The organism is Streptococcus mitis (assembly GCF_000722705.1).
Classification (GTDB): Bacteria; Bacillota; Bacilli; order Lactobacillales; family Streptococcaceae; genus Streptococcus; species Streptococcus mitis_P.
On record NZ_JPFW01000008.1, the window covers coordinates 429,942 to 456,172 of the forward strand.

The following is a 26,231-nucleotide window of genomic DNA, read 5'->3' on the forward strand; positions in this document are numbered from 1 at the left end:
TCCATTATAGCAAAAAAGTAGGGAAAGATAGTCCCCTACTCATTGGTCTCATATAATTTTCGAAGGTTTGCAACATCCTCTTCCTGGATACCATAAAAAGAACCTGCTGGTTGCATGACAGACTTCTCATCTGTATGGTCCAAGCCGATCGCATGCCCCAACTCATGTTCTGCCGTATGGACAATGCGCTCATAGGAATAACCATAGTCTGGATTGGACAAATAATAATGATTCAACCGCACCGTTACAGACAAGAATTCCCCCGTCAAGAGATTGGTCTGACTTTCCGCCTCTCCTGCTACAGGAGTGTTTCCGTCGTTCATCTCAGTAGCAAAGATATCCGCCTTGCTGGACTCAGTCACAAGTTCAAAGTTAAAAGCACCAGTTTGATTCCAATTCTGAATCGCTTCTAAATAAGCCTTTTGAAAGCCTGAATCCATCTGCGGATCCAGGTAAATACGAGCAGAAGCCTGTGGCCACCTTCCTTCAGAATGCTGGTGGCTATCTGTCTGGTTCAACTTAGGCAGTTGCCCTGTTTTTTCCCATTGGTCGATACTTTGTTGACCAATTTTTACTGACCGCTCTGCTTGCTTTAGCGCTTCTTGAAAATCCCCGTTCAGATACCATAGAAATCCAAAAGCAAGACCACATAAGAGCAAAACGATCCAAACCAGGCGCCAAAACAAACGCCACACAAAAGAATAGAAAGCCCCTATCAAACGAAAAAGCCAGCGCATGTCCCTCCACCTTTCTAGCAAATAAAGGCTATTTTACTAAAACAAGCTGAAAGAAAGCTAAATACTGGCTTTCCCATCTTAACGTCCTAATATTTTTTTGACTAACTGAATAGCTTTGTATTTTAAAGGCGATGGATGATAACGGAAAGTCCCTGCTTTTCGTACAATATAGCCATTAAAATTTTGTTTAAAACGCAAAACACCATCACTACCATCAAAAATCCCTTGAATCCCTAGGAAGTTGTATTGATGGATGTTTCGTTGCATTGTCTGCTTCATCGCATGATATTGAAGTAAAAATGGAGCTGAGAACTTCTGATACTCTGCGTACGACCCACCAAACAAGTAGGTTGCCTCTGTATTTGTGTAGATTATCAAAGCACAAGCTAGAACAACATTGCCAGACTCACTATCCAAGCTAGTTAGAAAATCTTTTTTCTTTTGCAAGGCTTGGTATTGCTGATGAAATTGTTTCGACTTCTTGTCAAGACTAGCCATCTTCACATTTAAAGCATCTATAGACTGTTGCGGATTGACTTCAGCAATTAGGAAATCCGCCTTATCTCCAAACATATCATACAATTTAAAGTAATAATCTAAATTTTTATCCTCAAAACCTTGTCTTTTACCTGTTTCTTCAATAATTTTTTTGAACGTTGGAATTTCTTCCCGTTCTGCATTGCGAATAAGAATATTAAAATCAAAGGCCGACTGAATGTTGCGAATACTATTTTTATTAAAGGTTTTCAATAAGGAAACATCATCATAATCTTTCAAATCTTTGATATAATGCCAACTGACTTCTCCATTAGGATAACCTCTTGTCAATCCATCAAATTGATAACCTAAATCAGTCAAATCTTGAATAATACTTTTTTTCTCAGTATCTATTGGATTACCTTCACTATCAAAAGTTTGATAAGTTTCATAAGGTTTTACAAGCAACTCTAATACACCATTTTGCTTGGCATATTCTTTTAACTCTTCATAAAAAACTGGAAGGGCATCTTGTTGGGTATAAATCGGCCCCGAATTGAGCTCCATATGCAGGCCACCCAGCATGGGCAAGCTATAAACCAGAGCTGCAACTTGAATTTCTCCTTCTTGTTTCAAAGCAAGATAAACAATTCGAACCCCTCTTTTTTCTAACAAGTCCCCCATTTGAACAGATTGCATAAAGGAACGAGAAGAAACCTGATCAGAATAAGTCTGAAACTCTTCTCTCGTGAGTGTAATTAGTGCCATATACTTACTTTCTATGTTTTTTTCTTAATGTTTTACGGAAATCAAGAGCGATTCTTAACAGAGAATAAAGAGGATGGATGGGCATTGTAAACTCACCCAAGTATTCTTCAATCGTTGGATTAAATTTTTCCTTAAAATGGTAAAGTCCACCATTGAGAGAGTTTTCAACACCACCTAAATTTTGCCACACCATACCTCGCTCAAAGGCATAGCGAGCTGTTTCATACCAAGTCAAAATAGGAGCTTTATAACGTCTAAAATCTTCATCCATTCCTGCGTATAGATTGACAGAAGTTTGTCCGAATTCTAAAGTCAAGGTAGCCGCTAAGGGAACTCTTGCTTGACCTGCATCCATATATTCCTGCAGGAAAGTCAATTCCTCTACCAAACGCTCTTTTTCCTTCTTCTGGGCTTCTACTTTTGAAGTTCGAGTCGACTCAGTAAACACCTCTTCCAACTCTAAGTTTTTCGCTAACTGTTCTTCTAATTCTCGTAAACGCTTAGCGATATCCAGAGTAGCCAGCGTAATGTAGGCCTTGTCCTTGAAATTATCTAACAATTTTTTATAATATGCTTCATTCCTCAAATGGATATCTTTTCGCTTCTCAGTTTTTTTCATCAAAAACGAGAAAGATTCCAACAATTCATCTCTACCAATCTGAATCTCTACACCCTTATTTCTAGCTGATCGAATGGCTTGTTTTGTTGACTTGCAAAGTTTATCTTTTGTAAAATTTTCCTTGTATACTTTTGCCTGAATACGAGGCTGAATGGTGTCCCCCATTTCCTCTGTTTTTCCTGACCACCTTACTCCCATTTGTTGCAAACTATCAATAATAGCCAGATTTTCAGGATATTCTGTCTTTTCCTGATTGATTAAACTTTGAGACAGGCAAATACTTGGATCAAAAGTCACAAAAATAGCTCTCTTACTGCGAGCATAAGACTTAATGGACTGAATGACAAAACTCAAGAGTTCAGCATCCTTATAATCTAATACAGGACCTCTTGGGATATAAAACATTCTATAGCCTAGAGGAAGAGTTTTAATCAAAATACTAGCTGTAGCCAGTAATTTATCTCCTCGGTAGGCGCCAAACTTTTCATGTTGCCAATCAGACTTAACCTCTTCCCAAGCACTACTTTGTAATACATTGACTAATTCATGTTCTTTAACAAACTGATCATATTCTAATGTGGGAATGCCAATTTGATAACGATACATTTCTTACTCTCTTTCCAACAATAATAGAATTTAACTACTATTCTACTACTTTCGTTTAGAAAGTCTAGTAAAAACATATTTTAGTTTCTATTCCATAGAAGACATGGTTATTGAAAGAGTAATACAAACTAAACTAGCTTAATCTCTCTTCTAATTTGAATTCGATTGGTAGGGTTGCTAAAAAACGTTCCAATTGTTTTTCCCAGTAGTACCATTCGTGAGTTCCAGCGCTATGGCTATAGGTCACATCAAAACCTAGTTTTTTGAGATTTTTCACTGCTAGATTATTGGCTTCATACAAGAAATCCTGTTCCCCACACCAAGTCCACAGCTTGGTATTTTTATCCGATTTTTTAGCCAGACTTTCAAGAGAATAGGGGCTAGCTGTCCAATCTTTAATCTCCCCAAACACACCTCTCCAGTAAGCTGGTGTTCCCAAGTTTTGGCTTTCAGGAGAAAAATCTTGAAAGCTGAGGGCGCCTGAAAAGCTTGCTGCATGGGAAAAACGATTTGTAGCAAGAGCCAATTTAAAGCAGCCGTAGCCTCCCATAGAGAGACCAGCGATAAAGGTCTTTTCACGCTTACTTGTCATATTAGGGAAGAAGCGTTTCAGAACCTGTGGCAATTCCTCTGCCAGAGCTGTGTAATAATCAAAACCATACTGGGTATCGGTGTACCAACCATTACTGGTATTGGGCATGACGACGATGAGATTAGTCCCCCGAAGCAAGCGTTCTACATTGGTCCGCTTGAGCCAACTATTATGGTTGCCAGACATCCCATGCAAAAGGTACAAGACGGGAATATCTTTACAATCTGGTTCTTCCACTCGATTGGCATCAGGGTAGAGGACATTCACTCCCCACTCCATATCCAAAACTTGTGAGTAATACTCGATTTTCATTACTGCCATATTTTTTCCTCTATTTTTCTATAAGAAAAAGCCGAAACTCGACTTTCTCTCTATTTATTTTAACAATTATTTCGCTTCCATGACTACTGGTAAAATAGCTGGACGACGTTTGGTTTGGTCAAAGAGATACTTGGTCAGATTATCACGAACCTTCCCTTTAAGATCTGCCCAGTCAAAATCATCTCCTTGAAGATAGTCTTCTACCGTTTGGTTAATCAATTCTGAACTTTCACGGAGAATATCGCGACTCTTCTTGAGATAAACAAATCCACGCGTATGAACACGAGCCTTGGCCACGATTTTCTTCTCACGACGGTTAACGGTAATTGCTACGATGAAAATGCCATCCTCTGACAAGACCTTACGGTCACGAAGGACTACATTGCCAACATCACCGATGGCATTTCCATCAATCAAGACATCCCCTGCTGAAACTGCTCCAGCTGGGACAAAGTCTCCATTCTCATAAGCCATGCTGGTTCCCTTTTTAGGGATAAAAATACGTTCTGGCAACATTCCAACTGCCATAGCAGCCTTAGCATGGGCATCTAACTCACGGTATTCCCCTTGAATTGGGAAGAGATACTTAGGTTGCAAGAGATTAATCATCAACTGCAAATCACGCGCATTTCCATGACCTGACACGCGCAAGCTTTGGGTGATCAGTTTGACAACCCCGCCAGCTTGGTAAATCATGTTTTCCACACGCGCCATAACTGCTTCTTTGGCGATAGATGGAGTCGTTACGATATAGACTAGGTCACCGTCCTTGATTTCCACATAACGGTGGCGACCAATCGACATCTTGCGAAGACCATTGATAGGCTCACCCATACGACCTGTCTCAAGGATAATCAACTCATGGTCTTCAAAGCGAGACATATCTTTTGGCTTAATCAAAAGACTCTCGTTAGCTAGAGACAATTTCTTGAGACGAATAGCAGTACGGACGATATTTTCAATATCAAACCCTGTCAAAACCACACGACGACCTGTCTCATCCGCAGCGTCAAACACCTGCTGGATACGAGAGAGGTTGCTGGCTACTGCTGCAACGATGATACGTCCCTCCCAGTCCGCAATGGTTTGGGTAATTTCATCCCCAACTTCACTTTCGCTAGCCACCTGAACATTGCTATCTGCATTGGCTGAATCACTGAGCAGAGCTAAAACTCCGTCACGACCGATTTCTGCCAAACGAGCGAAGTCTGTCGCATAGGATTCACTAGCTGTCTGGTCAAATTTGAAGTCACCTGTATAAACGATACTACCTTCAGCTGTCTTCAAGACCACACCTAGACTTTCTGGAATAGAGTGGGTCGTACGGAAGAAGGACACCACAGTCCCTCCAAAATCAATCTCCGAATCCTCATCGATGACATGGAAATCATTGAATTTCTTAACCGTATCATTTCCTTTAACAAAGAGTTTTGCCAACTCAATGGTCAACTCAGAGCCAAATACAGGTACCTTGGCTTCAGCCAAGAGATAAGGCAGAGCACCAATGGCATCCGCATGGCCGTGGGTCAAGAAGACCCCAGCGATACGGTCGCTATTTTCAAAAAGGTAGTCCATATTTGGAATAACGACGTCCACCCCTAGTTGTTCATTTTCAGGGTATTTCAGACCTGCATCCAAAACGAAAATAGACCCATCGATTTCAGCGATATACATATTTTTCCCATTTTCACGTACACCACCAAGTGTTGTTAAACTGATATTACTCATTTTTCCTCCGAAAGCTTAATTTATCTTGATTATAGGGTTGCTCACCCTTTTATTCTAAAAGCACTATTACTTTTATACTCTTCGAAAATCTCTTCAAACCACGTCAGCTTCCATCTGCAACCTCAAAACAGTGTTTTGAGCAAGCTGCGGCTAGCTTCCTAGTTTGCTCTCTGATTTTCATTGAGTATTAGCCGAATCTTTTCCTACCATTATACCATTTTTTTGATGATTTTCAAAATGAAGATTTGTTTTCAAAAAAGAGCTGGTTGCCCAACTCTTTCCTACGTCTACTCTTTTTCCATTAAAAAGTCATAAATTTCTTGCACGGTACCCAGCGCCATCATTTCTTGGTCTTTAACGGTTTGTTTGAGATTTTGGTAAATCTGACTTTCTCCTATCTCTCTCTTTGGCGCTTCTTTATTGACTGTCATAACACCATCTTTGATCGTCACAAAGCCTAGTTCTTCGAATACTTGAATCATCTTGACCAGCAAGATTTGTTGAATATTAAGATAAGTAGCCAAATCCTTCAGCTTATAGCGAATATCAAACTCTGGAAACTGGTAAATGGTCTTGTACAATTTAGCAAACTGCTCTCTAGTCCCATAACCTGTCAGATAATAGGCCTTATCAATGTCATTTTTGAAATAGACCGCAGAGAAATGCTGTTCCTGAAAAATGGTCTTCAGAAGGGTAATATCCTCAGGAATTGTTTTCACAACAACCGTGTCACTAGTCGCTAAATCCGGCACTTCCCCAGCAAAATCCAAGACTGGAACTCCTTCTGGCAAGACTGCATTCTTCCCACGGATGTTAAAGAGTTGAACCCCCTCCACACGCGCATCCACCATCATCAACTGGAGAGCAGTTTGGCCATTCCATTGGTTGACAGACAATTTGACTGCCAACTCTAGATTCTTGATTTGAGCAAATTCTGTTGCCCATCTACCTTGACCGAATGCCACCACTTCAAAACTAGCCTCACCCCTAGAGATTTTCAATTTGAGATGGGCATTGCCTGCCCCCATGGTACGGGCACTTTCGACCTGAAAATCCTTAATATAAAAGACAGGTTTCTGATTGTCCATGCCAAAAGGAGCTAAACGTTCAAAGTTCTTGACTGTTTCAAGGCTCAAAGTCTCCAAATCCAGCTCTTCATCTAGATTTAACTTATTTTTGCCACCAGCATCTGCACCTTTTTCACGGACATAATCTTCCAAGACCTGAGATAAATCTGAAAGCTTCTCAACTTCCAGCGTCATACCTGCTGCACCTGCATGGCCTCCAAAGGCGATAAAGAGGTCTCGACGGGGATCTAGGGCTTCAAAAATATCGACTGCTTCCACACTACGAGCACTTCCCTTGGCACGACCGTCTTCTATATTAAGAACGATGACTGTCTGCCCCAGCTCTTCCAACAAACGACCAGCCACGATTCCTAGAACCCCAGGATTCCAGCCTTCCTTAGCCAAGACCTGCACCTTCTTCTCAGAATCCACCATGGTCTTAGCTTCTTCATAGATTAACTGAACGATTTCCTTGCGCTCTTCGTTTTTCTGATGAATCATGAGGGCAATCTCATGCGCTTCTTCATCATCAAATCCAGTCAGCAAATCGATGGCGGGATTGGGATCGTCCAAGCGCCCCAAGGCATTTAAACGAGGAGCAATCTGGAAGCCAACCGTTTCTTCTGTTACTTCGTTGGCAGCAATCCCAGCCATATCTAGCATTTCTTGCAGACCGATGCGCTGAGTATGGTCCAACATTTCTAAACCATATTGAACCAAGATACGATTTTCATCCGTCAGGCTCACCATATCGGCAATAGTTCCGATAGCGACCAAGTCAAGCAGTTCCACTTGCACTTCTTCTAAAAGGGCACAAGCCAGCTTGAAGGCCACTCCACAACCAGCCAAATATTTGAAAGGATAGTCCGCATCTGGATGTTCAGGATGGACAATCGCATAGGCATCTGGCAGGGTTTCAGGCATGGAATGGTGGTCGGTCACAATGACATCCACTCCCATAGACTGGGCGAGTTCAATCGCCTCATGACCCGCAACCCCATTATCCACTGTCACTATCAAGGAAATCCCTTCTTGCTCGATAAAGTATTTATAGACACTGGCATTAGGTCCATAGCCATCAGTGAAACGATTTGGCAAGTAAACACGGCACTCAGCACCAAGCTGTTCCAAACTTTCCTTCACAATCGAAGCCGAAGTCATGCCATCCGCATCGTAGTCTCCATAAACGAGAATACTTTCCCCTTCTTCAATGGCCTGACGAATCCGTTCCACTGCCTTGTCCATATCATGGAGCAGATAAGGGTCGTGCAAGTCCTCCAAGGAAGGTTCTAAAAACTTCTTCAGACTTTCTTGGTCCTGAATCCCTCTCTCAAATAATAACCGAGCCACCTCAGGACCCAATCCAGCCTTCTTGGCTATCTTTGTAAAATCCGCATCTTCTACCTGCGGGGCAAACTGCCATTCATAAGTAGGTGTTATCAAAAAGACATCCACTCTTTCTAAGAATTCTATTGCTTCATTATAACATGATTTAGGCTTTTTCTCTATCCAGATTGCTTTTTTATAAAATTTTAATGAATTTTTTCAGATATGATTTGACAAGGCCATTCTTTTGGTGTAGAATCGTGTTATAAAATCTAACACAAAGGAGATTCTTTATGGCTTTAGTAGAATTTGAACACGTCGAAAAATATTACGGAGACTACCACGCACTCCGTGATATCAATCTCCGTTTTGAAAAAGGACAAGTTGTTGTCCTCCTTGGCCCTTCTGGTTCTGGGAAATCCACTCTGATCCGTACCATCAATGGTTTAGAGGCTGTCGACAAGGGAAGTCTTCTAGTCAACGGTCACCAAGTTGCTGGTGCCAGCCAGAAAGATTTAGTGCCTCTTCGCAAGGAAGTCGGCATGGTTTTCCAGCATTTCAACCTCTACCCACACAAAACAGTGTTAGAAAACGTAACACTCGCACCCATAAAAGTTCTAGGAATTGATAAAAAAGAAGCTGAAAAGACAGCCCAAAAATATCTGGAATTTGTAAATATGTGGGACAAGAAAGATTCTTATCCAGCCATGCTTTCTGGTGGACAAAAACAACGGATTGCCATCGCACGCGGACTCGCCATGCATCCTGAGCTACTCCTCTTTGATGAACCAACATCTGCTCTTGACCCTGAAACCATCGGCGACGTTCTGGCTGTTATGCAAAAATTGGCGCATGAGGGTATGAATATGATTGTCGTTACCCATGAAATGGGCTTTGCCCGTGAAGTTGCTGACCGCATCATCTTTATGGCTGACGGAGAAGTTTTGGTGGATACGACAGATGTCGATGACTTTTTCGACAATCCAAGCGAGCCTCGTGCCCAACAATTCCTCAGCAAAATTATCAACCATGAAAGTGACAAAGTCAAATAAGGAGGCGCCTATGAAAAAGAAATTCTTTTTATCAGCATTATTGATTAGCCTTTTCGGCCTTACTACTGCAAAACCAGTTCAGGCTGATACTAGTGTCGCAGATATTCAAAAGAGAGGCGAGCTAGTTGTTGGTGTCAAACAAGACGTTCCTAATTTTGGTTACAAGGACCCCAAGACAGGGACTTATTCTGGTATCGAAACTGACTTGGCCAAGATGGTTGCAGATGAGCTCAAGGTCAAGGTTCGCTATGTGCCTGTTACCGCGCAAACCCGTGGCCCCCTTCTAGACAATGAACAGGTCGATATGGATATCGCGACCTTTACCATCACAGACGAGCGCAAAAAACTCTATAACTTTACCAGTCCCTACTACACGGACGCTTCTGGCTTTTTGGTCAATAAATCTGCCAAGATCCAAAGCATTGAGGATCTAAATGGTAAAACCATCGGAGTTGCCCAAGGTTCCATTACTCAGCGCTTGATTACTGAACTGGGTAAAAAGAAAGGTCTAACCTTTAAATTCGTCGAACTTGGTTCCTACCCAGAATTGATCACTTCCCTTCACGCCCATCGTATCGATGCATTTTCCGTTGACCGCTCGATTCTATCTGGCTACATCAGCAAACGGACAGTACTACTGGACGATAGTTTCAAGCCATCTGACTACGGTATCGTTACCAAGAAATCAAATACAGAGCTCAACGACTATCTTGATAACTTGGTTACTAAATGGAGCAAGGATGGTAGTTTGCAAAAACTTTATGATCGTTACAAGCTCAAACCATCTAGCCATACTGCAGATTAAGGAGGACACCCTATGACAGATTTATCATCTTGGACAGCCTATTTTCAGGATTTTGGACAATTTTTCAATGGTTTCCTCTTCACCCTTGCCCTAGCAATCGGATCCCTTATCCTAGCCATGGTTTTGGGCATCTTCTTTGGAGCCATGTCAAGCAGCAAACGTCCTATTTTGCGTATTTTAGCTCGCGTCTTTGTCGAATTTTATCAAAACACTCCCCTCTTGGTGCAGTTTGTTATCGTTTTTTATGGTCTACCTCTTATCAGTGACCATATCATCATGATTCCGATTTATTGGACGGCTGTTCTCTGCGTGGGTCTCTATCACGGCGCCTATATCGCCGAGGTGATTCGCTCAGGCATTCAGTCTATTCCTAGCGGTCAAATGGAGGCTGCCTTGTCACAAGGATTTACCTATATCAGTGCCATGCGCTTGATTATCTTACCTCAGGCCTTTCGTATCATTCTCCCTCCTTTGACCAACCAAATCGTCAACCTCATCAAGAACACCTCGACAGTCGCTATCATTTCTGGAGTGGACTTGATGTTTGTGACCAAGTCCTGGTCAGCTCTTAACGGAAACTACATTCCAGCCTTTCTAGGCGCTGCCCTGCTCTACTTTTCTCTTTGCTTCCCTGTTGCCCAGTTTGGTCGCAAGATGGAGCAAGCCAACAAAAAAGCCTATTCACTTTAGGAGGTTACTATGGAATCCATTTTAGAAGTTTTGACCCCAGATAACCTAATCTTTATCTTTAAAGGATTTGGCTTGACCCTCTACATTTCTCTGATTGCCATCGTCCTCTCTACACTTATCGGTACAGTTCTAGCGGTCATGAGAAATGGGAAAAATCCTATCTTGCGTATTATTTCCAGCATTTACATCGAATTTGTACGTAATGTTCCCAACCTTCTCTGGATTTTCACTATCTTTTTAGTGTTCAAGATGAAGTCCACTCCAGCTGGTATCACTGCCTTTACTCTCTTTACCTCAGCAGCCTTGGCTGAGATTATCCGAGGCGGCCTCAATGCCGTGGACAAGGGGCAGTACGAAGCAGGAATGTCACAAGGATTTACTTCTGCACAAATCCTCTACCACATCATTCTTCCACAAGCTATTCGTAAAATGCTGCCAGCCATCATTTCTCAGTTTGTGACCGTGATTAAGGATACCAGTCTGCTTTACTCTGTTATCGCCCTACAAGAACTCTTTGGAGCCAGCCAAATTCTCATGGGCCGTTATTTCGAACCAGAGCAGGTCTTCAGTCTTTATATCCTGATTGCCCTCATCTACTTCAGCTTTAACCTAGCAATCTCTAGCCTGTCACATATGCTAGCAAAACGTTGGCAACAAGCTGCAGAATAAAAACAGCTCTCCAAGTACATTGGAGAGTTTTTTGATGAGAGTAGATATTTATAGACCTCAATTTGACACCATACTTTTTCTATGATAAAATGTAACAAATTTATTTACAACAAATCGAAATCTAAATGAAATGGAATTTTTTTATGAAATCACTCAAAGGAATACTCTTTATCATAGCTAGTTTTATCTTGACTATGTTGACTTGGATGAACACTTCTCCCCAATTCATGATCCCAGGACTAGCTTTAACAAGCCTATCACTGACTTTTATTCTAGCCACTCGTCTCCCACTACTAGAAAGCTGGTTTCACGGTTTGGAGAAGGTCTATACTGTCCACAAATTCACAGCCTTTCTCTCCATTATCCTACTAATCTTTCATAACTTCAGTATGGGCGGTTTGTGGGGCTCTCGCTTAGCCGCTCAGTTTGGCAATCTTGCTCTCTATATCTTTGTCAGCATCATCCTTGTCGCCTATTTAGGAAAATACATCCAATACGAAGCTTAGCGATGGATTCACCGCCTAGTTTACCTAGCCTATATTTTTGGACTCTTTCATGTCTACATGATCATGGGCAATCACCTCCTCACATTCAGTCTCCTAAGTTTTCTTGTTGGTAGCTATTCCCTTTTAGGCTTGCTAGCTGGTTTTTATATTATTTTTCTATATCAAAAGATTGGCTTCCCCTATCTAGGGAAAATTACCCATCTCAAACGCTTAAATCACGATACTAGAGAAATTCAAATCCATCTTAGCAGACCTTTCAACTATCAATCAGGTCAATTTGCCTTTCTAAAGATTTTCCAAGAAGGCTTTGAAAGTGCTCCACATCCCTTTTCTATCTCAGGCGGTCACGGCCAAACTCTTTACTTTACTGTCAAAAATTCAGGCGACCATACCAAGAATATCTATGACAATCTTCAAGTCGGCAGCAAAGTAAGCGTAGATAGAGCTTACGGGCACATGATTATCAACCAAGGACGAGAAAATCAGGTTTGGATTGCTGGAGGTATTGGGATTACCCCCTTCATCTCTTACATCCGTGAACATCCTATTTTGGATAAACAGGTTCACTTCTACTATAGCTTCCGTGGTGAGGAAAATGCAGTCTATCTAGATTTACTCCGTGACTATGCTCAGAAAAATCCTAATTTTGAACTCCATCTAGTAGACAGTAGGAAAGATGGCTATCTTAATTTTGATCAAGAAGAAGTACCCGAACATGCAAGCGTCTATATGTGTGGTCCTCTTTCTATGATGAAGTCACTTGCCAAACAGATTAAGAAACAAAATCCAAAAGCAGAGCTTATTTACGAAGGATTCAAGTTCAAATAACCACTCATACTCTCCTGGAATTTCCCAGGAGTTTTTTCTATTCAATCGCCAAAAAACACCGCCAGATTTCTAGCAGTGTTTTGATTTTCTTTATCTTAGTAAACTGTTCTTTCAGTTTCTACATCGAAGAAGTGTGCTTTGTTCAAGTCAAATCCAAGTTCAACTGTTGCACCTGTTTGCAAGTAGTCACGAGCATCAACTTTAGCAACGAATTCGTCTTTACCAACTTGGCAGTAAAGGTGAGATTCTGAACCAAGCAATTCTGATACAGAGATGGTAGCTTTTACTACTGAATCTGGGAATGTTTCAAGGAATGCTTCCTCTGCATTCACGTCTTCTGGACGGATACCGAAGATCAATTCTTTACCTTCGTAACCTTTTTCACGAAGAACTTTCAAAGCGCCTTCTGGAACTTTCAAACGGAAACCGTCTGAAACAATTTCGCTACCAACCAATTTCACATTGATGAAGTTCATAGCTGGGCTTCCAATAAATCCTGCTACGAATTTGTTAACTGGGTTTTTGTAAACTTCTTGAGGAGAACCAATTTGTTCTACACGTCCGATAGTACCTGTACCAGCAGGGTTCTTAGTTGCTGACATGATAACAATACGGTCTGCAAGTGTCATCGCTTCTGTTTGGTCGTGAGTTACATAGATAGTTGTAGCTCCGATACGACGGTGGATTTTAGCGATTTCAGCACGCATTGATACACGAAGTTTGGCATCCAAGTTTGACAAAGGTTCGTCCATCAAGAATACTTTTGCATCACGGACAATGGCACGACCCATGGCAACACGTTGACGTTGACCACCTGAAAGGTCAGCAGGTTTACGTTCCAAGAATTCTTTCAATCCAAGGATTTCAGCTGCTTCTTGCACACGTTTGTCGATGTCTTCCTTGCTGTATTTACGCAATTTCAAACCGAAAGCCATGTTGTCATAAACAGTCATGTGTGGGTAAAGAGCGTAGTTTTGGAATACCATAGCGATGTCACGGTCTTTTGGAGCCACATCGTTGACAACCACGCCATCGATAGATGCAGTACCTTCTGTGATGTCTTCAAGACCTGCAATCATACGGAGAGTAGTTGATTTACCACATCCTGAAGGTCCTACGAAAACGATGAACTCTTTGTCTTTGATGTTCAAGTTGAAATCTTCAACTGAATAGTGTTCGCTGTTTGGATATTTTTTGTAAATATTTTTAAGATTTAATTCTACCATGAGGTGAACTCCTTTTGTCTTTTGATAGTTTCATTATATATGAAAACGCTTTACTTTTCTATGGCAAGGTGACCAAAAAATAAAAAAGTTCTGTGCAACTTGCACAAAACTTTAGAGAATATCTGGTAAAATCAACTGATAACACAAGGTCAGGTCGGTCAATTCCTTCAACTGCAGGCCTGTCAATTCTTCCCATTTATCAATCTTGTATTGAAGAGAATTGCGGTGCAGGTAGAGTTGTTGGGCTGTTTTAGTCAGAACAGCACTGTTTTTCCAGAGAGAAAGAATAATTTCCTGTATCTGATCCTGATCCAAGATCATCTGGTGCAGGCATTCTTTAATGACTCTCAGATCTACGAGCCTTTCTCCCATGCTCCAAAGATAGAGTTGTGAAAAGGTATGAACACCTTGGTAACCCTGACGCCACCAAGTCTTAAACAAATCCCGCTCCGCTTTGATCAAGTCTGATAGGGCTTGATATACCGTCTGAGACCAAACCTGACCCAACATGATAGAGAGACGAAGTCCAAAGTCATACTCAACCGCTTCAATTGTATCACTTAAAATAGCTCGTACAGAAGTGTACTTATCTTGTTGAAGCACGAAAACATAATCCTGAGCTCCGACCTGAAGCACCGTCTGACAGTTGGGAAAAAGAGTCCGCATCATATCCAGCCAAGAGGATAGATTTTCCTGCTGAAAATAGGAAAGATGGCAATAAACCAGCTGAATCTTTTTGAAAGCTTGCGGTGCCTGTCCCTTCCCCTCAATCAGATAGGGATACCAAGGATTGAGCGAACGAGCCTGCTCCTGCTGGGTCAAAAGAGAAATCAACTGCTTTTCACGCTCGCTGAGCCCAGCTTCCTCCAGCAAAATCCACTGCTGAGAAGCTAAAGGGAGAGTAAGGTATCCCTCTTTCTCTACTGGTTGATCTGAAATCTGCGCCTCAGGAAACCAGTCTTGTAGTTCTTTTGCCATCATGTCCTAGCCCTCCACTTTTTGGATGCACCATGAAATTAAGCTCTCAAGACGTTCCTGATTTTCAGTCATATGGAGATAGCCCATCACAGCCTCAAAACCTGTGGACATGCGATAAGTCACCACATCGGCATTTTTAGCCTTTGTGTGGCTATTGGTATTGCGGCCACGTTTATAGATTTCTTCTTCTTTTTCCGTCAGGACTTGCTCCTCCAACATAAGGGAAATCAAGTGTGCCTGAGCCTTAGCTGACACATACTTGGTCGCCTCTTGGTGGAGTTTATTGGGTTTGGTCATGCCTTTAAGAATGAGGTGACGGCGAATATACATAGAATACACCGCATCCCCCTCAAAGGCTAGCGCAATCCCGTTAATGAGATTGACATCAATCACGTGTCCACCTCACTCCATCCTTGGTGTCAAGGAGCTTAATTCCTTGAGCAGCCAATTGGTCACGGATTTGGTCCGCTGTAGCAAAGTCACGATTGGCACGCGCTTCTTGGCGTTTTTGGATCAAGTCTTCAATCTCTGCATCCAAAACTTCCTCAACAAAGACAATTCCAAAGACTTCTAACATACTCGCAAGATCCTGCTTAACACTTGCATCATAGTTGCCAGAGTTAATCCACTTAGCCATTTCAAAGACGACTGTGATACCGTTGGCAGAGTTGAAATCCTCATCCATAGCTGCTACAAACTTATCTTTAAATGCTTGTAACTCTTGGGCGTCCACATTTCCTGTAAATGGTTGCTCATAAGTGTTCTTTAGATACTTGAGATTGGTCTCCGCATCCCGCACTGCCTTTTCCGTAAAGTTGATAGGCTTGCGATAGTGTTGAGTTGCAAAGAAGAAACGAAGCACTTGCCCATCAAGAGTTTTGAGGGCATCATGAACAGTGATAAAGTTGCCCAAAGACTTGGACATCTTGACATTATCGATATTGACAAAGCCATTGTGCATCCAGTAGTTAGCAAAGGTCTTACCTGTTTTTGCTTCTGACTGGGCAATTTCGTTGGTATGGTGAGGAAACTCAAGGTCCGCTCCACCACCGTGGATATCAATAGTATCGCCTAAAATTTCTGTCGACATGACTGAACACTCGATATGCCAGCCTGGACGACCAGGTCCCCAAGGGCTATCCCAAGAAATCTCACCTGATTTAGCAGCTTTCCAAAGGGCAAAGTCCACAGGATTTTCCTTACGTGCCGTTTCTTCATCGGTACGACCTGAAGCACCTAATTCCAAATCTTCCAAGGTTTTGTTAGCCAATTTAGCATAGTTGTGAGATTTTTCCACACGAAAATAGACATCTCCTTGGCTCTCGTAGGCAAATCCTTTTTCAATCAAGTCTTCCACAAAACGAATGATGTCTGCCATAAACTCCACCACACGAGGATGGCGAGTCGCAGGTTTGACACCCAAGGCCGTCACATCCTCGCGAAAGGCAGCGATGTACTTGTCCGCAACCTCCTGAGGCGTGATTCCTTCTTCCTTGGCACGGTTGATAATCTTATCATCCACATCCGTAAAATTGGAAATATAGGCAACCTCATACCCACGGTATTCAAAATAACGTCGAATGGTATCAAAGGCCACCGTTGAACGGGCATTCCCCACATGGATATAGTTATATACCGTAGGCCCACAGACATACATCTTTACCTTACCGTCCTCAATTGGGACAAATTCTCGCAAATCACGAGACATGGTGTCGTAAATTTTAATCATAAAATAATAGTCAGGAAAGCTAAAATCCAAGAACAGTTAGTTTCATCACTAAGAGTTCAATTGAATTTCAGTCCGAATGTCTCTAGACTTCGGAATCCCTTGCTCCTTTCTCATTCAGATAAACTACCTGTGTCTGTTTGACAAAGCCAATTTTTTCATACAAGCGCTTGGCACCTACGTTGCTGTCTTCTACTGCAATCTGAAATTCCTTATCATTTTGCTCAATGAGTTGGTTGACGAGGGATTTTGCCAAATAGCTTCCATAGCCTTTTCCACGTTCAGGTTCCGATATTGCCAAACCGTAGAAGTAATTCGTATTAGTCGATAAATCTACCGTGCAAGTCCCAATAACCTGACTGTCTTTTAATAAAATATATAGGTGACTTTCTGGATCCTTCAGAGCTTCGGCGACATATCTATCTACAACTTCTCTCGATTCATGTTCCTCTGAAAATGCCTGAAATTTTAATTGACTAATTTGCTCTTGATACGAACTATCTGCTAACAAAACTTCAAGATTAGAAAGTTTTGCTAACGGATATGGTCTTCTATCCTTACCCAACCAGGTTTCTGTCTCTTCATCCTCAACCAATCCCCAGTTATTGACAAAATCAGGATGACGTTCTAGAAAAATACGTTCCGTCTGAAAAGTGACTGAATTAATAGAAAAAGAAGCCGTTTCTTTCTCAAAACTAGTAACCAATGCACGCGCAATTCCCTGACGACGATAATCTGGATGAACCAGTATCGTCACTTCTACATCTTGATCATCTGCATAGACAGTTAAGAGACCAACAAGTTCGCCTTTTTCATAATAAAGGAAAAAGGCGGGCATGTTTGGGTCAAAATTAAGCATGTTAGAAAGATAGGGATCACGATAAGTTCCATCATAGGCTTGGCAACAGTCAATTAGTTTTTTCACCTCAGATAACTCTTCTTGGCTCAACTTATTTCTTGCTTGAATCATATAAGTATCCTCTACAAACCAGATGATCTGTGACTGGCTTCTTTAGCCTGCTCGAGTTTATTGACATAGTACTCTCGTCTTTCTTCGACTTCGTGAATGACAGGCTCATCCTTCTGTCCATGAACTCGGACAATCTTAGCAGGAATACCGACAACCGTCACATCACTAGGTACGTCTGCCACAACGACTGCTGCTGCACCGACCTTGGCATTTTCACCAATTTCCACTGGACCGATAACTTGGGCATGAGCGGATATCAGAGCTCCCTTTCGTACAGTCGGATGGCGTTTGCCAACATCCTTCCCTGTTCCACCAAGAGTCACTCCGTGATAAAGGAGAACACCTTTTTCAACAATCGCTGTCTCCCCAATCACCAGACCAGAGCCATGGTCGATGAAAACACCTGAATCAATCTGGGCACCTGGATGAATCTCAATCTGAGTCCAAAAGCGCCAAAACTGACTGTGCATACGAGCCAGGAGTTTGAAGCCATGCTTCCAGAGAAAATGGGAGAGACGGTGGGCCGCCAAGGCCTTGACACCTGGATAAGTCAGCAAAACCTCCAAAGTGGTGCGGGCCGCTGGATCATTTTCTTTTACGATATCAATGGTTTCGCGCCACCATCCCATACATTTCTCCTTTTCTTATTCTGAATCTTTTGGTGTTTCTGTAAATTCTTTCTTAGGTTTGTGGTCCTTGTGATGACGTGGTCGATGAGGACGCTCAGACTTCTCACCCTTTTCATCACGTTCAGGTTTTGGAGGACGAGGAAGAAGGGCCTTCATAGAAGCATCCACACGTCCTTTTTCATCAATCTTGATAACCTTAACATCAACTTCATCCCCGATTGCTACCAAGTCTTCGACATTATTGGTACGCGTCCATGCCATCTCAGAGATATGAACAAGGGCATCTGTCTTATCAAAGAGGTTAACAAAGGCACCAAATTTCTCGATACGAACGACTTTAGCACGGTAAACTTCATCCACCTTAGCTTCACGAACCAAACCAGCAATAATCTCTTTAGCACGGTTGATAGCACCTTGGTCGCTAGAGTAGATAGACACATTTCCTTCTTCGTCAATATCAATCTTAACGCCTGTTTCAGCGATAATCTTGTCGATGGTTTCTCCACCCTTACCGATGACAATCTTAATCTTGTCCACATCAATCTTAATCGTATCAATTTTCGGAGCAGTTGGAGCCAATTCTGGACGAACTTCTGGAATGGTTGCTTCAATCACATCAAGGATTTCAAAACGCGCTTTCTTGGCTTGGGCAAGAGCCTCAGTCAAGATTTCTGCAGTAATCCCTTGGATCTTGATATCCATTTGAAGGGCTGTAATCCCGTCACGAGTACCTGCAACCTTAAAGTCCATGTCACCAAAGTGGTCTTCCAAACCTTGAATATCTGTCAAGACTGTATAGTTATTCCCATCTGAGATAAGTCCCATAGCAATACCCGCTACTGGCGCCTTGATTGGCACACCACCAGCCATAAGGGCAAGAGTTCCCGCACAAATAGAAGCTTGAGAAGAAGAACCATTTGATTCCAAGACTTCTGCCACCAATCGGATAGCATATGGGAATTCTTCCAAACTTGGCAAGACTTGAGCAAGGGCACGCTCACCGAGAGCACCGTGACCGATTTCACGACGACCAGGCGCACCGTAACGACCTGTTTCCCCTACAGAGTATTGTGGGAAGTTATAGTGGTGCATAAAGCGTTTCTTGTACTCTGGGTCCAAACCATCGATGATTTGAGTTTCCCCCATCGGAGCCAAGGTCAAGACTGAAAGAGCCTGAGTTTGTCCACGAGTGAAGAGACCAGAGCCGTGCACACGAGGAAGGAAGTCAACAACCGCATCCAAAGGACGGATTTCATCGACCTTACGACCATCAGGACGCACCTTGTCTTCTGTAATCAAGCGGCGCACTTCAGCATGTTCCATTTGTTCCAAGATTTCAGCAACATCACGCATGATACGGTCGAATTCTTCATGGTCCGCATATTTTTCTTCATACACAGCAGCTACTTGGTCTTTAACTGCTTGAGTTGCAGCTTCGCGAGCTAATTTTTCTTCTACTTGAACCGCTTTTTGGAGGTCGCTGTTGTAGGCTGCGATGATTTCAGCTTGTAATTCAGCATCTACATGAAGCAATTCCACTTCTGCTTTTTCTTTACCAACTGCTGCAACGATTTCTTCTTGGAAGGCAATCAATTCTTTGACAGCTTCGTGCCCTTTAAGAAGGGCTTCCAACATGATTTCTTCTGATAATTCTTTGGCACCAGACTCTACCATGTTGATGGCGTGCTTGGTACCTGCTACTGTCAATTCAAGTAGCGATTGCTCTGCTTGTTCTTGACTTGGATTGATGATGATTTGACCATCTACATAGCCCACTTGCACCCCAGCGATTGGTCCGTCGAATGGAATATCCGAGATAGAAAGTGCCAAGGATGAACCAAACATAGCAGCCATTGGTGCAGAGGCATTTTCATCATAAGAAAGCACAGTGTTGATGACTTGCACTTCGTTACGGAAACCTTCCGCAAACATAGGACGGATTGGACGGTCAATCAAACGCGCTGTCAAAGTCGCATCCGTTGAAGGACGTCCTTCACGTTTCATAAAGCCACCAGGAAACTTCCCAGCTGCATACATTTTTTCTTCGTAGTTGACTTGAAGAGGGAAGAAATCCCCAGTTGCCATTTTCTTAGACATAACGGCAGCAGTCAAGACAGTTGACTCACCGTAACGTACGACAACAGAGCCATTGGCTTGCTTAGCAACCTGACCAGTCTCTACAATTAACTCACGACCCGCAAAAGTCGTTTGAAACACTTGTTTTGTCATTTTAATCCCCTTTGGATTGATAATATTATACGTCTTGCCTACAAAGATCAAGATATTTTGGACGGTTCGGCTTGCCGAACATTTCTGTAGAAAAATAGGAAGGTGACGCCGCACTCGATGAGTGCTAGGAAGCTTATCTTTTTTCCTAAGAAATGAGGCCAAAATTCAATTAAGTATCTTTTTGATATTTTCCTGAAATAGTGAGGACGGGAGATAAAATTATCCAGTGGATAATTTTAGAAATCCAATGGAATTTCAATGGTAATTTTTAATTACTTCGCCTTTTCATTTCTATGCTCAGGCTAAAATAGTTTCCCGAACTATTTTACTCTCAAAAATCCCGTCTTAGATAATAATATTGTTATCATCTAGGATACCACGATAGCGTGAAATATCTTTTAAATACTTACTCCGTTCGTGTTTTTTGAGACACACATTATCAGATTTTGTTTAAAAAATAATCAACTTTAAACAAACTTCTACAACCTAAATACCCTCATCTTTGTATCAAGTACGTACAGAGTCTATTTTATCATATTTTTCTTAAAAAGTGCGGTCTTTACCATTAAAAAGGAACCATTCCCCTCACTTGAGAAGAATGGTTTGCTTTTTATTATCCTAGAGACTGATGATTAAACAAGGCATGGGTTGCTTGGTGGATGTATTTTGCTGTGTCCGCATTGTTCATGGTGTAAAGATGAACACCTGCAACATCCTGAGTTACCAAGTCCACGATTTGGTCCACTGCATAGGCAAGTCCTGCTGCTCTGAGCGACTCAGGGTCATGCTCATACTTGTCTAAGATGGCTTTAAATTTGCGTGGAAGATGGATATTCTCACAAGTCTTCAAGAGGCGGAGAACCTGATTTCGATTCAGAATTGGCATAATGCCTGCATGAATAGGAACATCAATCCCAGCCAAGATACACTTGTCTTGGAAATCATAGAAGCGCTCATTATCAAAGAAAAGCTGAGTTACAAGGCTCGAACAACCTGCATCTACTTTCTTCTTAAGATTTTGAATATCTGAAATCTGATTTGGCGAATCAGGATGACCTTCTGGATAACAAGCACCGACAATATCAAAGTGAGGGGCTTGTTCCTTGATGAACTCAATCAAGTCAGTTGCGTACTGGAAATCCTTTTGCGGCTCCACATCAGGAATGATATCCCCACGCAAGGCCAAGATTTTCTGCACTCCAACCTTGTCCAAGTCAGCGATGGTTTCAGCAACCATGTTCTTAGTCAAATAGATGGCTGGCAAGTGAGCAATAGTCGGAATCGCCAAGTCATTTTGGATAAAGTCAGCCAAACGAACCGTCGTTTCCTTGATATTAAATTTATTATTGCTGGCAGTTACACTGATAAAGTGGGGAGCCAACTCCTGCATATCTTGAAGAGCAGAAATAATTTTATCATTACCCACTGCTGGGTTTGGAGGGAACACTTCAAATGAGAGTGACGGTGTTTGGCGTGACATAGTCATTATCCTTTTCTAGTTGTTTTTTGTTAGCTGGACTCCTAGAATCCAAGTGAAACAGGCAGATTGACCAAACAGCGCTTCTTGAGAAATCCTATCTTACAATTTCTCACGCGCAGCTTTAGCTGCTTCAACAAGGCGAATCAAGCTTTCTTTTGTTTCTGGAATACCACGTGTTTTCAAACCACAGTCTGGGTTGATCCAAACTTTCTTGCTTGGCACTTTAGCAAGGATAGCTTCGATTGTGTGGTCGATTTCGCCTTCATTTGGCACACGAGGTGAGTGGATATCGTAAACCCCAGGTCCCACTTCTGTTTGGAAGTTTTTCGCTTTGAGTTCGTCCAAGATTTCAAGGTTTGAACGGCTAGCCTCAAATGAGATAACGTCCGCATCCATGTTGTCGATAGCTGGGATGATATCTGTAAATTCTGAGTAACACATGTGAGTGTGGATTTGAGTATCTGGCGCTACTGTTGAGTGTACCAAGCGGAAGGCAGGAATTGCCCAGTCAAGGTAGTCTTCGTACCAGTCGCTACGACGGAGTGGCAATTTCTCACGAAGAGCAGCCTCATCGATTTGGATGATTTTCACACCAGCAGCTTCAAGGTCAAGCACCTCATCCTTGATAGCAAGGGCGATTTGAAGAGTTGAATCCTTGATAGAGATGTCTTCACGTGGGAATGACCAATTGAGGATGGTAACAGGTCCAGTCAACATACCTTTAACAGGTTTGTTTGTACGGCTTTGTGCATAGCTAGACCATTTAACAGTGATAGGGTTAAGACGAGTGACATCACCCCAGATGATTGGTGGTTTAACTCCACGCATACCGTATGATTGTACCCAACCATTTTTAGAGAAGAGGTAACCTGACAAGTTTTGACCGAAGTACTCAACCATGTCATTACGCTCAAATTCACCGTGAACAAGGACATCAAAGTCAATATCTTCTTGCCATTTGATCCATTCGTCAATTGTTTCAGCAAGGAAAGCATCGTACTCTTCTTGAGACAATTCACCTTTACGGTAAGCCAAACGTTTAGCACGAACTTCTTTTGTTTGAGGGAATGAACCGATAGTTGTTGTTGGAAGAGCTGGAAGTTTGAAAGCTTCTTCTTGGATAGCTTCACGTTCTGCAAAGGCTGGCAAACGAGTGTAGTCTGCATCAGTCAAACCAGCGATACGCGCACGAAGTTCCGCATTTTCACCAACACGCTCAGTCGCAAAGAGTTCTTTGTTAGCTGCAAGTGCTTCTTCACCTTGACCATTGCGGATAGCATCCAAATCACGAATCTCATCCAATTTTTCAACTGCAAAGGCAAAGTGGTTCAAGATTGCTGGTTCAAATTCTTCATTAGCAGTTGTAAATGGCACATGAAGAAGTGAGCAAGAGCTTGTCAAGACAATGTTTTCAGCTGGAATTTGCTCAAGAACAGCCAAGCTCTTTTCGTAGTTGTTACGCCAGATATTTTTACCATTGACAATACCTGCGTAGAGAGTCTTGTCAGCTGGGAAACCACCTTTAACGAGTTCAAGAGTTTTCTTACCTTCAACGAAATCAAGACCAATGGCATCAACAGGCAATTTTACAAGGTCAGCGTAAACGTCACGAACGTCACCAAAGTAAGTTTGAAGCAATACTTCAAGACCTTTTTTGTCAGCCAAGAGTTTGTTGTAGAGGTTCAAGAAGAGAGCTTTTTCTTCAGCTGTCAAATCTTTGACAAGAGCAGCTTCATCCAATTGGATACGAGTCGCACCAAGTTCTGCCAATTTAGCAAAAACTTCTTGGTAAGCAGCAACTAAGCTATCTACGAAGTCTTCTGCTTTCACGCCTTCTTCAAAGTCTGACAATTGAAGGAAAGTGAATGGACCTACAAGAACTGGACGAGTGTTCAATCCAAGTTCTTTTGCTTCTTGGAACTCATCAAAGATTTTGTGACCTGCAAGTTTGACTTGAGTATCTTTTTCAAATTTAGGAACGATGTAGTGGTAGTTGGTGTTGAACCACTTCTTCATTGGAAGGGCGCGAACGTCCCCTTTTTCTCCTTGGTAACCACGACCCAAAGCGAAGTAGCGCTCAAGGTCAGACAAGTCCAAGTTTTGAACTGAAGCTGGTACCACGTTGAAAAGGAAAGCTGCATCTAGGAAGTTGTCATAGTGAGAGAAGTCATTTGATGGGATTTCAGTGATGCCTTTTTCTTTGACGATGTTCCAGTGTTTAGCACGCAATTCTTTTGCGGCTGCAAGGAGTTCTTCTTCTGAGATTTCTTTTCTAAAGTATTTTTCAGTTGTAAATTTTAATTCGCGGAATTCGCCCAAACGAGGGAAACCGATGATTGTAGTTGACATGATGTGTCCTCCAAAATTTGTTGTTGAAACTATCTTAACAGAAAAGAAATCATCTGTATAATTGTAAAAAATTAGGCTTTGATATAGTTTGAAACTATATCACTATTTTAGACAAAAGAAAAAGACTTGAGACAAATGCCTCAAATCCTTTGTATGGCTTGTTTTTTGCTGTGTTTTAGTTGGAATACTCAAATACGTTATTAGTAATTCTTATAAGTGACTATGACTTGTTATTAGAAAAGACTATAGGTTGATTTTTCTTTTGTAATTCTGATATTTCCCTGAAAAGTGCGGACGGGAGGTAAAATTATCCAGTGGATGATTTTAGCCAACCAAGTAATTTCATCCCTATCAACTCTTTCTCTGTTCAAGTGGGACGACTGCTAGTGTCTTTCCTAAACTGGCTAGGACTTTTAAGACTGTGTCCAACTGAGGACTAGTCTTTCCTGTTTCCATCCTAGCTATGACAGGCTGGCTTACTCCACTAAGTTCTTCCAGCTTTTTCTGACTGATTCCTTGTTCATGCCTAGCCTCAATCAGCTCACTCATAATAGCCACTCGCATATCACTTTCAAGGATTTCCTCCTTGCTAAAGAGCTCAGAGCGGACATCCTTCCAATTACTACCAATAGCATTATTCTTCATCACTTACCCCTCTTTCTTTTAAGTCCTTCAGTTCACGCTGTGCTTCTTAGAAATTATAACTCAAAAGTTATTAAAAGTAAATCCTAACATTTATAAAAAGAAGACCTTAGAAAAATTCCAAAGATCTCATCTTTATTATTCGAAAAAATTACGGGAAGAGTTATAAATTGAAGACAATCCTTACTATTATTCCAGCTCTATCCCCTTCTCTCGGAGATTAGCCAGACACTCCTCATAGTAGGCATCATCATGTTCGCTATATATAGGACTAGTCAACTTTTCCTCTACTAAATCTTCATAAGGAGGGCAAGTCTTGCCACGGTAGTTCTTGTCCAGCCACTCTGGACTGACATTGTAGCCACGGCTAGCCATCTCCTCCATGATCAAGCGATGATAGGCATAGAGACGATAGGGCGAGTGAGTAAAGACATAGTCAACCGTCGCATGCTTTCTGCCCCAGCCATTGCCACGCAGGGCGCAACACTCTCGATGTTGCCCCAAAAGTTGAGGACGGGGAAGTTGTGAAATCAAAGCCTCATGCCAAAATCTCACGGGAGTCTCCTTTCAGTAACGTCGAATGTTGCAAGTAGGTATTGGGATAGCGATCAAGCAAGTCTCGAGTCTTAGCAATCACATCTTCCTTAGAAGCTTGACCAAAGCGATAGCGATCCAACAAGAGCATATAGTCCTTGCGCTCAGCACCTGTTGCTTTCTTTTTAAAATAGCCCCAAATATGCTGAAAAGCATTGCAAACCTGACCCCTATGCTCTGGAATCTGGCAGGCACGGTCAATCATCTCTTGAACCTTACTCACCTCCACCGCTTCTTGCTTGAGATACTGACGAATCTCATTGTAAATATTGCTGGAATGACTCAAAACGAGGTATTTATTTCTAGCCCAGAGTTGCTGGCACTGGGATTTTTGATTAGTTTGTTCCATGTTTCTCCTTGCTTTCTATCCGTTTCCAGGAAATATGGAAACAAAGTTGTATCTAAAAAATGAGCGAATTATGAGCGGAATATGAGCGAATAAATAGTGTTTTTTGTAGTTCCTGATTTTTCTAATAAACCTTGGTTTACAAATAGTTGGAGATAGCGACGAATGGTTGCTGCACTCAAGCCTGTCAATTCTTGTGCTACTGCATTTATTATCTGGTAATGCTCTACAAGATAAGACTCTAACCCATTCGCCCCATACGACCATTCCC

The 26,231-nt window shown here is 42.0% G+C and carries 23 protein-coding genes and 1 pseudogene; 5 read left to right on the forward strand and 19 right to left on the reverse strand.

The window, feature by feature from the left end:
- Positions 1-35: 35 nt before the first annotated feature.
- The 6 genes from SK642_RS07210 to recJ form a co-directional block, all read right to left on the reverse strand.
- Complete coding sequence (locus SK642_RS07210) at positions 36-737, reverse strand: M57 family metalloprotease (RefSeq protein ID WP_033684130.1); 702 nt, start codon at positions 735-737, stop codon at positions 36-38.
- 78 nt (positions 738-815) lie between these two features.
- The gene (locus SK642_RS07215) at positions 816-1,982 is read right to left on the reverse strand and encodes an aminoacyltransferase (protein WP_033684131.1); all 1,167 of its coding nucleotides are present in this window, start codon (positions 1,980-1,982) and stop codon (positions 816-818) included.
- Positions 1,983-1,986: 4 nt separating this feature from the next.
- Entirely contained in the window at positions 1,987-3,207 is a 1,221-nt protein-coding gene (locus SK642_RS07220; protein ID WP_033684132.1) for an aminoacyltransferase, read from the reverse strand.
- A 133-nt stretch (positions 3,208-3,340) separates the two neighbouring features.
- Positions 3,341-4,120 carry an alpha/beta hydrolase gene (locus SK642_RS07225; RefSeq protein ID WP_033684133.1) on the reverse strand — a complete coding sequence of 260 codons (780 nt, stop codon included), beginning with the start codon at positions 4,118-4,120 and terminating at the stop codon, positions 3,341-3,343.
- A gap of 66 nt (positions 4,121-4,186) precedes the next feature.
- Positions 4,187-5,848 (reverse strand): ribonuclease J, encoded by a 1,662-nt coding sequence (locus tag SK642_RS07230; RefSeq protein WP_033684134.1) that lies wholly within the window; start codon positions 5,846-5,848, stop codon positions 4,187-4,189.
- Positions 5,849-6,135: 287 nt separating this feature from the next.
- On the reverse strand, positions 6,136-8,358 hold the full coding sequence (recJ, locus tag SK642_RS07235; protein WP_033684256.1) for a single-stranded-DNA-specific exonuclease RecJ: 2,223 nt from the start codon (positions 8,356-8,358) through the stop codon (positions 6,136-6,138).
- Between the two features lie 176 nt (positions 8,359-8,534).
- On the opposite strand from recJ, the gene SK642_RS07240 reads away from it, so the two are divergent.
- The 5 genes and pseudogenes from SK642_RS07240 (at position 8,535) to SK642_RS07260 (ending at position 12,791) form a co-directional block, all read left to right on the forward strand.
- On the forward strand, positions 8,535-9,293 hold the full coding sequence (locus SK642_RS07240; RefSeq protein WP_001229571.1) for an amino acid ABC transporter ATP-binding protein: 759 nt from the start codon (positions 8,535-8,537) through the stop codon (positions 9,291-9,293).
- A gap of 10 nt (positions 9,294-9,303) precedes the next feature.
- Positions 9,304-10,098 (forward strand): transporter substrate-binding domain-containing protein, encoded by a 795-nt coding sequence (locus SK642_RS07245; protein WP_080708966.1) that lies wholly within the window; start codon positions 9,304-9,306, stop codon positions 10,096-10,098.
- A 12-nt stretch (positions 10,099-10,110) separates the two neighbouring features.
- Positions 10,111-10,788, forward strand: coding sequence for an amino acid ABC transporter permease (locus tag SK642_RS07250; protein WP_033684135.1), 678 nt, complete (start codon positions 10,111-10,113; stop codon positions 10,786-10,788).
- A gap of 9 nt (positions 10,789-10,797) precedes the next feature.
- The gene (locus SK642_RS07255; RefSeq protein ID WP_000443851.1) at positions 10,798-11,457 is read left to right on the forward strand and encodes an amino acid ABC transporter permease; all 660 of its coding nucleotides are present in this window, start codon (positions 10,798-10,800) and stop codon (positions 11,455-11,457) included.
- A 143-nt stretch (positions 11,458-11,600) separates the two neighbouring features.
- Positions 11,601-12,791 (forward strand): annotated as a pseudogene (locus SK642_RS07260) (oxidoreductase).
- Positions 12,792-12,886: 95 nt separating this feature from the next.
- Here the strand turns inward: SK642_RS07260 and SK642_RS07265 are convergent.
- The 13 genes from SK642_RS07265 to SK642_RS11160 all read right to left on the reverse strand — a co-directional run bounded on the left by SK642_RS07265 (position 12,887) and on the right by SK642_RS11160 (position 26,151).
- Positions 12,887-14,017 (reverse strand): ABC transporter ATP-binding protein, encoded by a 1,131-nt coding sequence (locus SK642_RS07265; protein ID WP_000229956.1) that lies wholly within the window; start codon positions 14,015-14,017, stop codon positions 12,887-12,889.
- 111 nt (positions 14,018-14,128) lie between these two features.
- A complete protein-coding gene (locus SK642_RS07270; protein ID WP_033684136.1) occupies positions 14,129-14,998 on the reverse strand; it encodes a helix-turn-helix domain-containing protein in 870 nt (289 codons plus the stop codon).
- Between the two features lie 3 nt (positions 14,999-15,001).
- Positions 15,002-15,388: a Mini-ribonuclease 3 gene (locus SK642_RS07275; protein WP_033684137.1), complete on the reverse strand. Its 387-nt coding sequence runs from the start codon at positions 15,386-15,388 to the stop codon at positions 15,002-15,004.
- Positions 15,381-16,724: a cysteine--tRNA ligase gene (gene cysS / locus SK642_RS07280; protein WP_033684258.1), complete on the reverse strand. Its 1,344-nt coding sequence runs from the start codon at positions 16,722-16,724 to the stop codon at positions 15,381-15,383. The genes SK642_RS07275 and cysS overlap by 8 nt, the downstream gene beginning before the upstream one ends.
- A gap of 82 nt (positions 16,725-16,806) precedes the next feature.
- Entirely contained in the window at positions 16,807-17,691 is an 885-nt protein-coding gene (locus tag SK642_RS07285) for a GNAT family N-acetyltransferase (RefSeq protein WP_033684138.1), read from the reverse strand.
- An 11-nt stretch (positions 17,692-17,702) separates the two neighbouring features.
- Complete coding sequence (gene cysE, locus SK642_RS07290; protein ID WP_033684140.1) at positions 17,703-18,320, reverse strand: serine O-acetyltransferase; 618 nt, start codon at positions 18,318-18,320, stop codon at positions 17,703-17,705.
- A 15-nt stretch (positions 18,321-18,335) separates the two neighbouring features.
- Positions 18,336-20,549, reverse strand: coding sequence for a polyribonucleotide nucleotidyltransferase (gene pnp / locus SK642_RS07295; RefSeq protein WP_033684141.1), 2,214 nt, complete (start codon positions 20,547-20,549; stop codon positions 18,336-18,338).
- 613 nt (positions 20,550-21,162) lie between these two features.
- Positions 21,163-22,029, reverse strand: a complete 867-nt coding sequence (gene metF, locus SK642_RS07300) for a methylenetetrahydrofolate reductase [NAD(P)H] (protein ID WP_033684259.1) — start codon at positions 22,027-22,029, stop codon at positions 21,163-21,165.
- Between the two features lie 99 nt (positions 22,030-22,128).
- Complete coding sequence (metE, locus tag SK642_RS07305; RefSeq protein ID WP_033684142.1) at positions 22,129-24,378, reverse strand: 5-methyltetrahydropteroyltriglutamate--homocysteine S-methyltransferase; 2,250 nt, start codon at positions 24,376-24,378, stop codon at positions 22,129-22,131.
- Positions 24,379-24,729: 351 nt separating this feature from the next.
- The gene (locus tag SK642_RS07310) at positions 24,730-25,023 is read right to left on the reverse strand and encodes a helix-turn-helix domain-containing protein (protein ID WP_033684143.1); all 294 of its coding nucleotides are present in this window, start codon (positions 25,021-25,023) and stop codon (positions 24,730-24,732) included.
- Between the two features lie 186 nt (positions 25,024-25,209).
- Positions 25,210-25,575 (reverse strand): TIGR02328 family protein, encoded by a 366-nt coding sequence (locus SK642_RS07315; protein WP_033684144.1) that lies wholly within the window; start codon positions 25,573-25,575, stop codon positions 25,210-25,212.
- Positions 25,559-25,963 carry a YbgA family protein gene (locus tag SK642_RS07320; protein ID WP_033684145.1) on the reverse strand — a complete coding sequence of 135 codons (405 nt, stop codon included), beginning with the start codon at positions 25,961-25,963 and terminating at the stop codon, positions 25,559-25,561. The genes SK642_RS07315 and SK642_RS07320 overlap by 17 nt, the downstream gene beginning before the upstream one ends.
- Positions 25,964-26,031: 68 nt before the next feature.
- Entirely contained in the window at positions 26,032-26,151 is a 120-nt protein-coding gene (locus SK642_RS11160) for a hypothetical protein (protein WP_350353754.1), read from the reverse strand.
- Positions 26,152-26,231 lie beyond the last annotated feature (80 nt).